This is a genomic window from Zunongwangia atlantica 22II14-10F7 (genome assembly GCF_002094855.1).
Classification (GTDB): Bacteria; Bacteroidota; Bacteroidia; order Flavobacteriales; family Flavobacteriaceae; genus Zunongwangia; species Zunongwangia atlantica.
The window spans coordinates 232,373-247,438 of sequence record NZ_ARYN01000001.1; the positions used below are offsets into that span (position 1 = coordinate 232,373).

A 15,066-nucleotide genomic window follows, 5' to 3' on the forward strand; every position below is an offset into this window, starting at 1 on the left:
AACGGATTTATGGAGACAATCAACATATTTGAAACCAAAAAGAAGAATCATAAACAGGGTGTGAAAGAATCATTTCCAGTTACGGGAATGACCTGTGCCTCTTGTGCAGCGAGTGTTGAATCTGTATTAAAACACACAGAAGGTGTGTTTGATGCAAGTGTTAATTTTGCCAATAGTTCCGTTCTTGTGGAATATGACAAGGAGTTGAGTCCAAATCAACTTCAAAACGCGCTTCGTGAGGTCGGTTACGATATTATAATTGATGCCGAAGACCCTTCGGAAGTACAGCAAGAACTTCAGCAAAAGCATTATCAGGACATAAAAAACCGAACCATCTGGTCGGCGATACTTACGCTACCCATTTTTGTGTTGGGAATGTTCTATATGCAATGGGAACCAGGCAAATGGATTTCATTGGTATTGGTCTTTCCAATTCTTTTTTGGTTTGGGCGCAGTTTTTTCATCAATGCCTTCAAGCAGGCCAAACACGGTAAAGCAAATATGGATACCTTGGTGGCGTTGAGTACCGGAATCGCCTTCCTCTTTAGTGTATTCAATACCTTTTTTCCTGAATTTTGGTTAAGTCGTGGCATCGAGCCTCACGTATATTACGAAGCGGCTACCGTGATTATCACCTTTATTTCCTTGGGGAAACTATTGGAAGAAAAGGCAAAATCAAATACATCTTCAGCCATTAAAAAACTAATGGGGCTTCAGCCTAAAACCCTTAAAATTATTGAGAATGGGGAAGAGAGGGAAATCCCTATTTCATCCGTACAGGTTGGTCAGACCATTTTGGTGCGTCCCGGAGAAAAGATTCCCGTGGATGGCGAAGTTTCCAAGGGAAGCTCATATGTAGATGAAAGTATGATTACTGGAGAACCCGTTCCAGTTCAGAAATCCCAAGGGGAAAAGGTATTCGCTGGTACCGTTAATCAAAAAGGAAGTTTTCAATTTACCGCTGAAAAAGTAGGTGGAGAAACCCTGCTTTCCCAAATCATTAAAATGGTTCAGCAAGCGCAAGGGAGTAAGGCACCCGTTCAAAAACTGGTCGATAAGATTGCCGGTATTTTCGTTCCTGTGGTATTGGGTATTTCCATTGTAACCTTCATTGTCTGGATGTCAGTAGGAGGCGATAATGCCTTTTCACAAGCCTTATTGACCTCTGTAGCAGTATTGGTAATCGCCTGTCCTTGTGCTTTGGGATTGGCAACACCTACCGCCATTATGGTGGGAATTGGTAAAGGCGCAGAAAATAATATCCTTATAAAGGATGCCGAAAGTTTAGAACTCGGTCATAAAGTGAATGCTGTCATTCTTGATAAAACAGGTACAATTACAGAAGGAAAACCTTTAGTAACTGATATATTTTGGAAGGATAAACTCGAAGATATCAACGAATACAAAAAAGTTCTTCTAGCTATTGAAGCACAATCAGAACACCCTTTGGCGGAAGCTGTAGTCAATCACTTAAAAGATGAAAATATTGAAAAAGCAGAAATTACTTCCTTCGAAAGTATTACCGGAAAAGGTGTAAAGGCGCAACAGCAGAATGGTTCAAAATATTATGTGGGCAACCATAAACTAATGGTCGAAAAGGATATTCAAATCGACGCTACTTTAATGCAAACAGCAGAAAGTCTCGAAGAAAAAGCAAAAACAGTCATATTCTTTGGTAACGAAGATCAAGTGCTGGCGATACTCGCCATTGCAGACAAGATTAAGGAAACTTCAAAAATGGCCATAGCAACACTTCAAGAACGAGGCATTGAGGTCTATATGCTTACTGGAGATAACAATAAAACCGCATCTGCTGTCGCAAAACAAGTAGGAATAACAAATTACCAAGGAGAAGTGATGCCTTCGGACAAAGCGGCTTTTGTCGAAAAATTACAGGCGGACGGAAAGATAGTAGCAATGGTGGGCGATGGTATCAACGATTCGCACGCCCTGGCGCAAGCCAATGTGAGTATTGCTATGGGCAAAGGTTCGGATATCGCAATGGATGTAGCAAAAATGACCTTGATAACATCAGATTTACAATCTATCCCAAAAGCATTGGAACTATCAAAAAGAACCGTGTTGGGCATACGTCAGAACTTATTCTGGGCATTTATTTACAACATTATTGGCATTCCAATTGCAGCGGGAGTTCTTTATCCTGTAAATGGGTTTTTGTTGGATCCGATGATTGCAGGTGCAGCAATGGCATTCAGTAGTGTATCCGTAGTTGCAAATAGCTTAAGACTTAAACGAGTAAAACTTTAATAATAAATAAATTCAATACTATGAAAACTTTAAAATTTAAAACAAATATCAATTGTGGTGGGTGCGTATCAAAAGTCACCCCTTTTTTAAACAAACAAGAAGGTGTAGAAAGTTGGGAAGTAGATACCTCTAATCCTGATAAAATCCTAACCATTGAAAGCGATGGTGTAACCGAAGAAGATGTAAAGGCGACTTTGCAAAAAGTGGGATTTAAGGCCGAACCTGTAGATTAATACGTTTTTAATATGGCTTATATTTTTATTTCGGTTGTGATTGTTCTTTTTGCTGTTCATTTTTATAGAAAAGCAAAACGTCATAGTGTAAAGCCATTTCCAGAACATTGGCATAAATTATTGACGGATAATGTGCTGTTTTATAGAAATCTATCAAAAGACGCACAGCTAATTTTTCAGCAAAAAATGATGCTATTTTTAAGTGAGGTCTATATCGATGCTGTGCAGTTTGAACTGGAAGAGTTGGATAAGGTTTTAATTGCAGCAAGTGCCGTCATTCCAGTTTTTGGCTTCAAGGAATGGCACTACACAAATTTAAGTGGCATCCTTTTATATCCTGATAATTTTAATGAGGATATGCAATTTAGCAGTAAGGATAACTCCATATCTTATTTTCTGAATTAATGAAAGTAAATGATTATTTATATCCTGCAAAAGATAATGGTTGAGGGGTACCAAAAATTAATTGTAAAAATATACCTTTTTACGAAATACTCAACATCACAGAGCTGATTGTCGATTACTTTAAAAGACAAAACCTTCACCAGACAAGTCAATGCTCTTATATATTAAAGGACATGGTTCTATAAATAATGCAGAATACCAACAACTTGAGAATATATCAAAAAAAGTACGGTTACCCGTGATTTACAGTAACTGATAAATAGAGAGTTCATTGAAAGAAAAGGAACAACAGAGAAGGGAACTTCTTATAATGTCCGCTCCAAGACAGCATGGGATCATATATAGGCCAAATGGGTCATAAAGGTTTTCATACTTTTTCCTTTTATAAATAACCTATAAACTATCAGTTACTTTTAAAGACTTCATTACAGATTAAGCAGCCAGTATATCAGCCAAAAGTTTTAAATCCTCTATTAATTGGTTCGAGTTTTGTACCATAGGGGTCACTTTATTGATAACTCGAAACCGCATAATTCTACAGAATTATGCGGTTTTTTTATGTTCGCAATTTGATCTAAATAAGCCAAGCGCTGATATTAGAGGTTTTTTGTGTAAATTTTTAAATAAGATTATTTTATAAATTTAAAAATTTATAAAAGTTTGTTGTAATTGGTGAATTAATTATCTTGTTGGAGTAATTTTTCTTTGCATTCTAAAAGTTTGAATGTTAGAAATAGCGGTTTAGTAACAAAATAATTCTCAAAACCAATGCGAATTCTTCTAAAGTGCTTGATGTTTATTATGTTAAGCTTCAATTTATGCTTTTCTCAAGGCAATGAATCAAAAGTTTTTTATAAGCCACTAATTTATCCACAACCGGCTTCAGTAGAAATAACTCAGGGAGAGTTTTTAATTACTTCTTCTGTAACGCTTGTGAAATCAAGCGATCTTCCTTCAGAAATTGAGAGTTTAGTGGTGCAGGCATTAAAAAATTCAGGAGTAAAATCTATAAAATCGGCTACAGAATTACCAGATAATCTAGATCATACTTTTATCGTACTAGGATTGAATGAGTCTAAAATTATTCAGCAGGCTTTAAAGAAAAGCAATGCCGAGATTGTAGATAAGAAGGAGTCGTATACGCTATCCGGAGTTTCTATAGGGAGTGGAGAACTTATTACGCTTGCTGGACATGACGAAAATGGATTGTTTTATGCCGGACAAACTTTTAGCCAGTTAACAAAACTGGAAGCTGTTCCCAATCTTGTAATTCAGGATTATCCGGCAATGCCAATTCGAGGTACTATCGAAGGTTTTTACGGTAAGCCCTGGTCGATGCAAAGCAGGCAATCACATTTGGAATTCCTTGGTAGCGTAAAGGCGAATACTTATGTATATAGTCCTAAAGATGATCCTTATGCCAGAGATCAGTGGCGCGAAGCTTATCCAAAAGAAACCATCGACGAATTAGCGAAACTTGTTGAAGTTGCTCAAAGTAATCATGTGAATTTTGTTTACGCGATTTCTCCCGGGCCAACGATTTGTTTTTCAGATCCTACAGATCTTGAATCTCTAAAAAGTAAATTCAAGAATTTATATGCAATAGGTGTTAAGAATTTTTATGTGGCCCTGGATGATATTGAATACACGAAATGGAATTGTGATAAAGATGAAGCGTATTACGGCGAATCTGGAAAAAAAGCAGCCGGAATTGCCCAATCTGAACTTTTAAATAAGTTGCAGGCTATATTGGATGAATTAGATTCAAGTATGAGTCCGTTGATCATGGTGCCAACAGAATATTACGATGCAAAGGAAAGTGAATATAAAAATGCATTAATTGAGAATTTAGATCCAAAAATCATTATACAATGGACGGGAACAGATGTTGTGCCGCCAAGAATTTCTAATAATGATGCCAGCCAGGCCACCAAAGCTTTTGGTAGGAAAACTTTATTGTGGGATAATTATCCTGTGAATGATTTTGGACAAACAAAAGGTAGATTGTTAATGGCGCCATACCGTTTTAGAGAAGCTGGTTTGTCTAAAGAATTATCGGGGATTTTATCGAATCCTATGAATCAGGAAATGCCAAGTAGGGTGACGGTTACCGGTGTGGCTTCTTTTGCGTGGAATGATACTGCTTACGATCCAGATATCATTTGGTATAACGCTGCGCGAAACCTGGCAAAAGGCGATATAAAAGTAACTGAAGCTTTATTGAAGTTTTTTGATACGCAACATTTAGCGCCGACTTTTGGTAGCCAGCCGTGGCAGGAACAGGCGCCGCGTTTAAAAGCTTTACTGGATAAAGTAAAGATCGAAATAGCTTTTGGTGATGCTGAATCTAGAAAAAATGTGCTGGCTAAACTTATGCATTATGCAACCGAATTTAAAGAGGCTCCGGCACTTATTCGGTCTACTGTGGATCCTATTTTTATTGAAGAAACTAAACCCTGGTTGCAGGCAATGGAATTGTGGGGAGAGTCTCTTATGCTTACTACGGAAGGATTAAAAGCAGCAATGACTGAAAATGCAGAAGCAAATACTTATTTTGAAAAAGCTGATGAATTTGCTAAAAAAGCAGCTGAAATTGAAAGTATTCCCGGAGCTACAAGATTCGACGGAAAAATAAAAATAGCCGATGGCGTTTTAGATACATTCATAAAAGAAGCGCCAAGCTTAATCTCAGGTTTCTAATTCTGGAAATTTAAAACGAAAATTGAAAGCCATGCAAAGTTTAGAATTTGTATGGCTTTTTATCTGGAGTGGAATGAACTGCGAAAGTATCGATCGCCAATCTTCGAGATTCTTCCCATAGCGTCGTATTCAATATCTAAATCGCCAATTTCTTCTACGCGATTATTTAGGTTATATTCGATATTTTTAGAGCTAGTTTTATCGATTCTTCCTTTTAGATCGTATTCAATTTTGGTGTTGCCAATCTGGTCTATTTGGTTTTTAAAGTTGTAGGATATCCTCTTATTTCCGATTTTATCTACAAGATTTCTGAAGTTATAATCAATTTCTAAGTTTCCTACTTTCTCAATTTTTCCTTGAAAATTATAGGAAATCCCATACTTTCCAATTTTATCGATCTTATTTTTTAAGTTGTATTCAATCTTAATATTTCCAAGTTTGCTTATGCGATTTTGAAAATTATAATCGATCGAATAGCCGTTAAAATAACTGATCTCATTATTAAAGTTTAATTCAAAATCATTCCAAAGGCTTTTGGGTAAATTTTGCTGAAGTTGAAGATAGCTTCGTTTTTCTTCAAGAACAATTACAGGATCTTCTTCCAATTTTACTCCAATAGGAATATCTTCGATAAGATGCAGGTAAGTAATTTTTCCTTCAGTATTAATAATGATGCGGTCTACCTGAATAAAAACGCTTCCATCTAAACCTAAAACCGGCTCGATAGTTTGAGAAAAAAAATGTCGTGGTGTGACGATAAGGAACAGAAAAAATAGAAAATAGTGATGATATTTCATGTTCGCTTTTTGATTGGTTTAAAAAGCGAATACAAAATGCATGCCTGTTTTTTTATATTTCTACACTTTTACCATTACCGGTAATAGCTTTGCTTCCGTTTAAGTAAAAATCAACACGGCCAAGGTAAAGTCCGTAGCAACCAACCTGGTTAATCATCACATTTTTATCGGCTTTGTTTTTTACGATTGTTGGCTCATCTAAAAAAGTATGCGTATGGCCACCAATAATAAGGTCGATATTCTCGGTTTTTGAGGCTAATTTATGATCATCTACTTTTTCGCTGTCATATTTATACCCTAAATGCGAAAGGCAAATTACCAGATCACAGTTTTCTTCGTTTTTTAAGGTGTTGCTCATATCTGTCGCCATTTCGATAGGATCAAGATATTTTGTTTCCTTATAAAGTTTATCGTTTACCAAACCTTTAAGTTCAATTCCAACACCAAAAACGCCAATTCTAACTCCGTTTTTCGTAAAAACTTTGTAAGACTTGGTGTGGCCGTCCATAATGGTATTGCTGAAATCGTAATTCGAAATTAAAAAATCGAAATCGGCATGAGGAAGTTGTGCGTACAAACCATCAATTCCGTTATCAAAATCATGATTTCCTAAAGTTGAAGCATCATACTTTAGTTTACTCATTAATTTAAATTCTAATTCGCCGCCGTAAAAATTAAAATAAGGTGTACCCTGAAAAATATCTCCAGCATCTAACAAAAGCGTGTTAGGATTTTCTTTTCTAATCTTTTCTATAAGTACGGCTCTTTTGGCAACGCCGCCCATATTTGGATTACGGTGGTGATCTGGCCCAAAAGCTTCGATATGGCTGTGCACATCGTTTGTGTGCAAAATGGTAATATGTTTAGGAGCTTCAGAAAAACTAAGCGAAGATAATCCGCCTAATCCTACAAATGCTGAAGCTGCTGATGTTTGCTGAATAAAATTTCTTCTTTTCATGGGGAATCAATTCAGGTTAAGAGTTTGCTAGTAATCCTCAATGAGGCTAAGCTATTCTTTAATAAATCTGTCGTCTTGTTTTGCTTTTATCGTGTCGATCTTATGGAAATAATCGATAATCGCATTTCTAAGTTTATAATCGATATCATATAAATTAACCGGATCGCTAAAAAAGTACATGCTATCGCCGCCCTGCTGTAAATAATCTGATGTCGCTACAAAATAATTCTGCTCTGGATTTATCGATTTTCCGTTTACGCTGGCGCTGGTTATCTTAAAATCTTTATCCATTTTTATGTTGATACCACTAACCGGGTGTGCCGATTTTCCTTTTTCAAGATAAGTAAGCAGTTCCATTACTTTTTCTCCGCTTAATTCAGTCACCACGATTTGATTTTCAAAAGGCATCATGTTGTAAGCATCGCGAGTGGTAATTGCGCCTTTATTTAATTCAGCTCTAATTCCGCCGTAATTAAGCAACACAAAATCTATAGAATTTCCGGTGCGACTTTTAAAAATAGGATTAGCCTGTTCCATCACAATATCGGCCATTAAATTACCAATTCCGGTATTCATTCCTTTTTCGCCTTTGCTTAAAACGCTTGGATTGTAGGCCAAAGTGCTATCCAATGTTTTGTTTAGGTGTTCTTTAAAAGGAGCGATAAATTCTTCAATTTCAGGATCGCCGGTAATCGTACTGTCTATTGGGATTTCTTTGCCCTCAATAGTTTTTTGGGAAACTTCTGAATCAAATTTGCAGGAAATAAGACTTAAAAAGCAAAAGATGAGGGGAATCTGTTTAATAACTTTTTTCATAGTAACTTAATTGCGTGGCAAAGGTACGTAGATTACAAACGTAGGCGCCATTTCTTCAGAAGAAATTAAAGTAAAGCCAATATTGTGTAATTATTGTAACAAAAAAAACAAACCTGTTAAATATGAAAACTCAGCTTAAGATTGAAGGCTTCTCGCTAGGAAAATTTTATGAGAAATTATTTACATTTGCTGGCCAATATCACCGCAGTGTTTAAGAATTTTAAATATTTTTTAGCTGAAAAGAAGCTTTCGAAACAAGATTCGGAAGTTATTGCTGAAAAAAATGAGAAATTTATCACGAAAGTGGGCTTGGTAACTACCGCTGAAGCTTTCGAAGAGGTAAAGCCACTTTTACAACTTCAGCAGCAGTTAAAAATTGCGAAAAGCGATTTTAAAGTTCTTGTTTGTACTGCAAAACCAGCTTCTGTAGAAGATGAGCGAGCGATTTTCTTTGCTCCTTCAGAAATAAAAGCGGACGGAAATATCCAAAATGAAGATGTAAAGGATTTTCTTAAGTCGAAATTCGATGTTTTTATCTCTTTTTCTAAAAACGATAACAAACTAAAAAATCTGGTCTTTAAATGTGTAAAATCAGCTTTAAAGGTCGATCATAAAAAAGAAAGTCCATTTGCAGATCTTACGGTCGAGACAGAAGATGTTGCATTGTACCAACAGGAAATCCTGAAATACTTAAAAATACTAAAACAAATACGATAAATGAGCGCGTTTGTAGGCACGGGAGTAGCTTTGGTAACTCCGTTTAAAAATGATCTAAGCATAGATTTTGAAGCTTTAGAGCGATTGGTAGAAGACCAGATTGCTAATGGTATCGATTATCTTGTGGTTTTAGGAACTACAGGAGAATATTCTACGCTTAATAAACAGGAGAAGGAGCAGGTGATCGATTGTATCGTAAAGACAAACAGTAATCGTCTTCCTTTGGTTTTAGGAATAGGAGGTAATAATACCATGGCTGTTGTAGAGCAGTTAAAAACTACAGATCTTTCAGCTTTTCAGGCAGTATTATCGGTTTCTCCTTACTATAATAAACCATCTCAGGAAGGAATCTTTCAGCATTTTAAACTGGTAGCAGAAGCTTCACCGCTTCCTATCATTTTATACAATGTGCCTGGTAGAACAAGTTCTAATATTTTGCCAGAAACTATTGCCAGGATTGCGAATGAATGTGATAATGTAATTGGAGTAAAAGAAGCCGCCGGAGATATTGTGCAGGCCATGAAATTAATTAGCCTTGTACCTAAAGATTTTAAGGTGATCTCTGGTGACGATATGATTACCTTACCAATGACGCTTGCTGGTGGAGCTGGAGTAATTTCTGTAATTGGACAGGGATTTCCGGCAGAATTTTCACAAATGGTGAAATTGGGATTAGAAGGTAATGCCAAAGAAGCTTATCAATTACATTATAGAATAGCACCTTCTATAGATCTTATTTTTGCTGAAGGAAATCCGGTAGGAATTAAATCTTTATTAGAGAAAAAAGGAATCTGTTCTAAGAATGTGAGACTTCCATTAGTTAATGCTTCGGAAGGATTACAAGCTAAGATTGGAGATTTTGTACATAATTTGCAAGCTGAAGTAGTTTAAAGGCAACTTCAGATTTTAAAATTTTGATTAGTAAGAGCTGCTTTTGGGCAGCTTTTTTACATTTAAAAAGGATAATTTTTTTTCCGAAGAAAAATAAACCTCGCTTAGGTATAATAAATAAAGGCTTTTACAGTTATTCTTGTACGAGCGGAAAGTTTTTTTTATAATTCCAAAAACTGTACTTTTGCAAGATGTTTTTACAAATGATGAAAAAAGGATTACTATTATTAGGTTTACTTTTTGTACTTCAGTCGTGTGGTGACTACCAAAAGGTTTTAAAAAGCGAAAATGCAGGTGAGAAATACACCTTTGCAGAAAACCTTTACAACGAAGCTAAAGCTGAAGATAGTAACCGAAAATATAGAAAAGCGATTCGTCTTTTCGAACAAATTTTACCGCAGTATCGTGGTAAGCCTCAGGGAGAAAAACTAAGTTATCTTTTTGCTGATGCTTATTATCAGGTAGGGGATTATTATTTATCTAGTTTTGAGTTTGAGCGTTTTGTACAATCGTATCCAAATAGTGATAAAGTAGAGGAAGCTTCTTTTAAATCGGCTAAAAGTTATTTTGAAGAATCACCTCGTTTCGATTTAGATCAAACAGATACTAACAAAGCGGTTGAAGCTTTACAGAGCTACCTTAATAGATATCCTGAGGGAGAATATGCAGAGGAAGCAAACTTAATGGCAACAGAGCTTCGATTAAAATTAGAGAAAAAAGCGTTTGAAATTGCGAAGCAATATTGGAGAATTGGAGGGAACTATCGTGAAGGGAACTTTACGGCAGCAATTACTTCTTTCAACAATTTTATAGCAGATTATCCAGGTACACCGTATCGCGAAGAAGCGTTTTACCTAAGATTTGATGCTGCTTATTCTTATGCAATAAACAGTTATAGAAACTTAATGCAAGAACGTTTACAAGAGGCACAGGAATACTATCAGGCATACAAGAAAAGTTACCCTGAGGGTGAATATATTGCCAATGTAGACGAAGCATACGAAGATATACAAGCAAGGTTGAAAACTTTTAATTAGTTTAAGGAAAATGGATATTAAAAAAACTGAAGCAGCGGTTAACACGATTACACTCGATAAGAACCAGATTGATGCGCCTACAGATAATATTTACGAGGCAATTTCAATTATCGCTAAGAGAGCTAACCAGATCAATACAGAGATCAAAAAAGAGTTACTTGAAAAGCTAGACGAGTTTGCTACTTATAATGACAGTTTAGATGAAATCTTTGAAAACAAGGAACAAATCGAAGTTTCTAAGTTTTACGAAAGATTACCTAAACCACATGCACTTGCAGTAGAAGAGTGGTTAAGCGATAAGATCTATTATCGTAACACCAAAGAATCTGAAGATTCAATCTAAAAAGATTTAAATAGATTCTAAAGCATATGTCTGTACTACGAGGCAAAAAAATACTTTTGGGTATTACCGGCGGTATTGCTGCCTATAAAACCGCCTCGTTAGTTCGACTTTTTATTAAAGCCGGCGCTGAAGTCCGTGTGGTGATGACGCCGGCTGCAAAAGATTTTATTACTCCGCTTACTCTTTCTACCTTGTCCAAAAACGAAGTATATTCTTCTTTTACAGAAGATGAAAACGAAGTTTGGAACAATCATGTAGAACTTGGCTTATGGGCAGATCTTATGCTTATAGCCCCGGCAACTGCCAATACACTTTCTAAAATGGCAACCGGTAATAGTGATAATTTTTTACTGGCAACTTATGTTTCGGCTAAATGCCCGGTTTACTTTGCACCGGCGATGGATTTGGATATGTACAAGCATCCTTCCACAAAAAACAGTTTTGAAACTTTAAAAAATTACGGGAATTATATGATTCCTGCCGGGACGGGAGAACTTGCCAGTGGCTTAAGTGGCGAAGGCAGAATGGCCGAGCCCGAAGAAATTTTTCAGTTTTTAGAAGATCATTTAACTGCATCGCTTCCGTTAAAAGGAAAACATGTTATGATTACTGCAGGGCCAACTTACGAAGCTATAGATCCTGTGCGTTTTATTGGTAATCATAGCAGTGGTAAAATGGGATATGAAATTGCTAGAGTAGCTGCAAATCTAGGGGCACAGGTTACTTTAATTTCTGGTCCTACTCATTTACAAATTTCAGAAGATCATATAAATCTTATCAAAGTGGTGAGCGCGCAAAATATGTACGATGCAGCCATGGCAAATTTTGAAGCGGCAGATGTGGTAATCGCAGCTGCAGCAGTAGCAGATTATAAGCCAGAAAGTGTAGCCGATCAAAAAATTAAGAAGGCAGAAGAGACTTTAACAATACGACTTACTAAAAATCAGGATATTTTGCGTTCTTTAGGAGAACGCAAGCAGCATCAAAAATTAATTGGTTTTGCATTAGAAACCAATAATGAGCTGGAAAATGCAAAAGCAAAGCTTAAAAAGAAAAATTTAGACTTTGTAGTTTTAAATTCCCTTCAGGATAAAGGAGCAGGGTTTCAAAGCGAGACCAATAAAGTAAGTTTTGTTTTTCAGGACGAAGTAAAAAGTTTTGGTTTAAAGCCAAAATCTGAAGTAGCAAAAGATATCCTTAACGAAATAATTAGTCTGTTTGATGAATAAAATAATCGCAATATTTTTTTTACTTTTTTGCTTTCATCTAAAAGCACAGGAGCTTAATTGCGAGGTACAGATTAATGCTGAACAAACCGGGCAAGCCAATCTTAATGTATTTAAAACTTTAAAGAATTCGCTTCAGGAATTTATTAATAGTACTAGCTGGACGGGTAGAGAATTACCGCCAGAACAACGCATTAATTGTAGTATGTTTATTACTATAAGTGAATTTAGTGGTGAGAATTTTGCTGCAAATATCCAGGTGCAATCTTCACGGCCAGTTTACGGTTCAGATATGGTAACGCCTGTTTTTAATTATAGCGACGAAGATTTTAATTTTTCTTATCGCGAATATCAGCCACTAAATTATAATCAGAATTCATATAGTTCTAATTTGGTATCTGTAGTTAGTTTCTATGTGTATACTATTTTAGGATTAGATGCCGATTCTTTTCAGCAGAATGCCGGGACAGCATTTTTTGAAGAAGCTAAACAGATTGTAACTATTGCACAGCAAAGCAATAGTTCAGGCTGGCAGCCTAGCGGAAATACAAGATCCAGATTTAGGTTAAATGCAGATTTGCTTTCTAATTCATTTCAGGGATATCGTGATGCGCTTTATACTTATCATCGTAATGGTTTGGATAGGATGCATGAAGATATTTCTGAAGGAAAACAATCGATAGCAACAGCACTTGAAAGTTTACGAGAAATGAATTCAGTGCGTCTAAATTCTTTATTATTACGAATCTTTTTTGATGCAAAATCTGGTGAGATTATCGATATTTTTACCGGTGGGCCAGATGTTGGTACGCGTGGATTAGCCCAAAAACTTAGCAGTATGGCGCCTAGTTATGCACGCCAGTGGCGACAAATCCAGTAATTAGAATTCTTTTTTCAGGTAGTTGATTTGCGCCAATTTCTCCCTTATATTTAGCCTTAAATTCTAAGAAAAATTGCTTACATCTTTATCTATTAAAAATTACGCGTTGATCGAAGATATCAACATGAATTTAAAGCCTGGTTTTACCATTATTACTGGAGAAACTGGTGCTGGTAAATCTATTATGCTTGGGGCATTAGGCTTACTATTAGGAAATCGTGCCGATTATAGTTCGATTAAAAATCCAGATAAAAAGTGTGTAATAGAAGGTGTTTTTGATATTTCTAATTATGGACTGACCAATTTCTTCGAGAAAGAAGATCTGGATTATGAGCCAAAAACCATTATTAGAAGAGAGATTTTAGCCTCAGGGAAATCACGGGCTTTCGTAAATGATACGCCGGTTACTTTATCGAGTTTAAATAATCTAGGGAATTATTTGATCGATATTCATAGTCAGCATGAAACTTTGAGTTTGGGGAATAACGATTATCAATTTCAGGTAATCGATACCATTGCAGATAATGAAGCACTAAATTTAGAATATCGTGAGGCTTTAAAAGAACTTAGGGCACTGCAGAAACGAGAAGAAGCATTAAAAGAAGAGCAATCCCAGGCTACAAAAGAGTACGATTATAATGTGTTTTTGCTGAATGAGTTGGATGAAGCAAAATTGCAACCGGGAATGTTGGAGGAGCTTGAAACCCGATACGAAGAACTTAATAATGTTGAAGAATTAACCGAGCAATTAAATTCGGCTATTAATTTTATTTCCCAGGAAGAAATAGGAAGTTTAGGTACTTTAAAAGAAGTTCGTAATAATTTGTCTAAAATTTCACGATTTTCGGCTAATTATGAAAGTCTGCACGAGCGTGTACAAAGCGTGATCATCGAATTGGATGATATTAATGCTGAATTGGAAGCCGCTTTGGAAAACACTGAGGCCGATCCTTTAGAACTCGAAAAAACTAACGATCAGCTTCAACAAATCTATAATCTTCAGAAGAAACATAATGTTCTGGAGATCGAAGATCTATTAAATATTGCAGAAGATCTTAGAAAGCAGGTAGCTGTTAGTGAAAATGCAGACGAGGCTTTAGCTGAAATAGCTTCAGCAATAAAAAAACAGCGAGGTAAATTATCTAATATCGCCAAAAAGTTGCACGATCGTCGTGAGAAGATCATTCCGTCTTTTGTAAAAGAAACCGAAGAAATTTTAAGCGGATTGGGAATGCCTAATGCTCGATTAAAAATCAGTTTAGAGCAAGGTGATAAGTTTTTTGCTAACGGAAATGATACACTGGGTTGGTATTTAGCCGCTAATAAAGGAGGAAGCTTTAAAGAAATTAGAAAAGCCGCTTCTGGTGGAGAGTTATCCCGAATTATGCTGGCTGTTAAGAGTATTTTAGCCGCACAAAGTAACCTGCCTACTATTATTTTTGATGAGATCGACACCGGAGTATCTGGTGATATTGCACAAAAAATGGGTGAAATTTTACAGAAAATGGGCCATAGTATGCAGGTGCTTGCTATTACCCATTTACCACAAATTGCCGGGAAAGGTAGCGCGCACTTTAAGATTTTTAAAGAAGATACCGGGGATGTTACCAGTACCAAAATCAAACAATTAGCGCAGGAAGAGCGTATAGACGAACTGGCAATGATGCTTGGTGGGAATACCATAAGTGAATCTGCCAGAGCGCATGCCGTATCCCTGCTAGAGAATTAATAGATTTTAAAAAAACTTTGGCTGTATTGAATTTTACTATCTTTACCAGCTGAAAAGAATCTAAAA

Annotated in this window: 14 protein-coding genes; 11 read left to right on the forward strand and 3 right to left on the reverse strand. The window is 36.1% G+C overall.

Annotated features, from left to right (window positions below):
- Window positions 1-9: 9 nt before the first annotated feature.
- The 4 genes from IIF7_RS00995 to IIF7_RS01010 all read left to right on the forward strand — a co-directional run bounded on the left by IIF7_RS00995 (window position 10) and on the right by IIF7_RS01010 (window position 5,606).
- Window positions 10-2,268, forward strand: coding sequence for a heavy metal translocating P-type ATPase (locus IIF7_RS00995; RefSeq protein WP_084839800.1), 2,259 nt, complete (start codon window positions 10-12; stop codon window positions 2,266-2,268).
- A gap of 20 nt (window positions 2,269-2,288) precedes the next feature.
- Window positions 2,289-2,501, forward strand: a complete 213-nt coding sequence (locus IIF7_RS01000; protein WP_008616468.1) for a heavy-metal-associated domain-containing protein — start codon at window positions 2,289-2,291, stop codon at window positions 2,499-2,501.
- Between the two features lie 12 nt (window positions 2,502-2,513).
- On the forward strand, window positions 2,514-2,906 hold the full coding sequence (locus tag IIF7_RS01005) for a zinc-dependent peptidase (RefSeq protein ID WP_245801465.1): 393 nt from the start codon (window positions 2,514-2,516) through the stop codon (window positions 2,904-2,906).
- Between the two features lie 792 nt (window positions 2,907-3,698).
- Entirely contained in the window at window positions 3,699-5,606 is a 1,908-nt protein-coding gene (locus IIF7_RS01010; protein WP_245801466.1) for a beta-N-acetylhexosaminidase family protein, read from the forward strand.
- 59 nt (window positions 5,607-5,665) lie between these two features.
- Here the strand turns inward: IIF7_RS01010 and IIF7_RS01015 are convergent, their stop codons facing one another.
- The 3 genes from IIF7_RS01015 to IIF7_RS01025 are packed head-to-tail and all read right to left on the reverse strand — an operon-like array spanning window position 5,666 to window position 8,177.
- A complete protein-coding gene (locus IIF7_RS01015; RefSeq protein ID WP_084839802.1) occupies window positions 5,666-6,403 on the reverse strand; it encodes a hypothetical protein in 738 nt (245 codons plus the stop codon).
- Window positions 6,404-6,455: 52 nt separating this feature from the next.
- Window positions 6,456-7,361 carry a bifunctional metallophosphatase/5'-nucleotidase gene (locus IIF7_RS01020; protein ID WP_084839803.1) on the reverse strand — a complete coding sequence of 302 codons (906 nt, stop codon included), beginning with the start codon at window positions 7,359-7,361 and terminating at the stop codon, window positions 6,456-6,458.
- 51 nt (window positions 7,362-7,412) lie between these two features.
- Window positions 7,413-8,177 carry a 5'-nucleotidase C-terminal domain-containing protein gene (locus IIF7_RS01025; RefSeq protein ID WP_084839804.1) on the reverse strand — a complete coding sequence of 255 codons (765 nt, stop codon included), beginning with the start codon at window positions 8,175-8,177 and terminating at the stop codon, window positions 7,413-7,415.
- A 168-nt stretch (window positions 8,178-8,345) separates the two neighbouring features.
- Here IIF7_RS01025 and IIF7_RS01030 point away from each other — a divergent pair, with 168 nt between their 5' ends.
- The 7 genes from IIF7_RS01030 to recN all read left to right on the forward strand — a co-directional run bounded on the left by IIF7_RS01030 (window position 8,346) and on the right by recN (window position 15,000).
- On the forward strand, window positions 8,346-8,894 hold the full coding sequence (locus tag IIF7_RS01030; protein ID WP_084839805.1) for a DUF6913 domain-containing protein: 549 nt from the start codon (window positions 8,346-8,348) through the stop codon (window positions 8,892-8,894).
- Window positions 8,895-9,785 (forward strand): 4-hydroxy-tetrahydrodipicolinate synthase, encoded by an 891-nt coding sequence (dapA, locus tag IIF7_RS01035; protein WP_084839806.1) that lies wholly within the window; start codon window positions 8,895-8,897, stop codon window positions 9,783-9,785. It abuts the gene before it with no gap.
- Between the two features lie 203 nt (window positions 9,786-9,988).
- Window positions 9,989-10,822 carry an outer membrane protein assembly factor BamD gene (locus tag IIF7_RS01040; RefSeq protein ID WP_245801467.1) on the forward strand — a complete coding sequence of 278 codons (834 nt, stop codon included), beginning with the start codon at window positions 9,989-9,991 and terminating at the stop codon, window positions 10,820-10,822.
- 10 nt (window positions 10,823-10,832) lie between these two features.
- Window positions 10,833-11,165, forward strand: a complete 333-nt coding sequence (locus IIF7_RS01045) for a DNA-directed RNA polymerase subunit omega (protein ID WP_084839808.1) — start codon at window positions 10,833-10,835, stop codon at window positions 11,163-11,165.
- Window positions 11,166-11,191: 26 nt separating this feature from the next.
- Window positions 11,192-12,394 (forward strand): bifunctional phosphopantothenoylcysteine decarboxylase/phosphopantothenate--cysteine ligase CoaBC, encoded by a 1,203-nt coding sequence (gene coaBC, locus IIF7_RS01050; RefSeq protein WP_084839809.1) that lies wholly within the window; start codon window positions 11,192-11,194, stop codon window positions 12,392-12,394.
- The gene (porD, locus tag IIF7_RS01055) at window positions 12,387-13,271 is read left to right on the forward strand and encodes a type IX secretion system protein PorD (RefSeq protein ID WP_084839810.1); all 885 of its coding nucleotides are present in this window, start codon (window positions 12,387-12,389) and stop codon (window positions 13,269-13,271) included. The genes coaBC and porD overlap by 8 nt, the downstream gene beginning before the upstream one ends.
- Window positions 13,272-13,344: 73 nt before the next feature.
- On the forward strand, window positions 13,345-15,000 hold the full coding sequence (gene recN / locus IIF7_RS01060; RefSeq protein ID WP_084839811.1) for a DNA repair protein RecN: 1,656 nt from the start codon (window positions 13,345-13,347) through the stop codon (window positions 14,998-15,000).
- Window positions 15,001-15,066 lie beyond the last annotated feature (66 nt).

Coding starts and splice junctions, on each gene's coding strand:
- IIF7_RS00995 (WP_084839800.1), top strand. CDS start 10: ATGGAGACAATCAACATATTTGAAACCAAAAAGAAGAATCATAAACAG.
- IIF7_RS01000 (WP_008616468.1), top strand. CDS start 2,289: ATGAAAACTTTAAAATTTAAAACAAATATCAATTGTGGTGGGTGCGTA.
- IIF7_RS01005 (WP_245801465.1), top strand. CDS start 2,514: ATGGCTTATATTTTTATTTCGGTTGTGATTGTTCTTTTTGCTGTTCAT.
- IIF7_RS01010 (WP_245801466.1), top strand. CDS start 3,699: ATGTTTATTATGTTAAGCTTCAATTTATGCTTTTCTCAAGGCAATGAA.
- IIF7_RS01015 (WP_084839802.1), bottom strand. CDS start 6,403: ATGAAATATCATCACTATTTTCTATTTTTTCTGTTCCTTATCGTCACA.
- IIF7_RS01020 (WP_084839803.1), bottom strand. CDS start 7,361: ATGAAAAGAAGAAATTTTATTCAGCAAACATCAGCAGCTTCAGCATTT.
- IIF7_RS01025 (WP_084839804.1), bottom strand. CDS start 8,177: ATGAAAAAAGTTATTAAACAGATTCCCCTCATCTTTTGCTTTTTAAGT.
- IIF7_RS01030 (WP_084839805.1), top strand. CDS start 8,346: ATGAGAAATTATTTACATTTGCTGGCCAATATCACCGCAGTGTTTAAG.
- dapA (WP_084839806.1), top strand. CDS start 8,895: ATGAGCGCGTTTGTAGGCACGGGAGTAGCTTTGGTAACTCCGTTTAAA.
- IIF7_RS01040 (WP_245801467.1), top strand. CDS start 9,989: ATGATGAAAAAAGGATTACTATTATTAGGTTTACTTTTTGTACTTCAG.
- IIF7_RS01045 (WP_084839808.1), top strand. CDS start 10,833: ATGGATATTAAAAAAACTGAAGCAGCGGTTAACACGATTACACTCGAT.
- coaBC (WP_084839809.1), top strand. CDS start 11,192: ATGTCTGTACTACGAGGCAAAAAAATACTTTTGGGTATTACCGGCGGT.
- porD (WP_084839810.1), top strand. CDS start 12,387: ATGAATAAAATAATCGCAATATTTTTTTTACTTTTTTGCTTTCATCTA.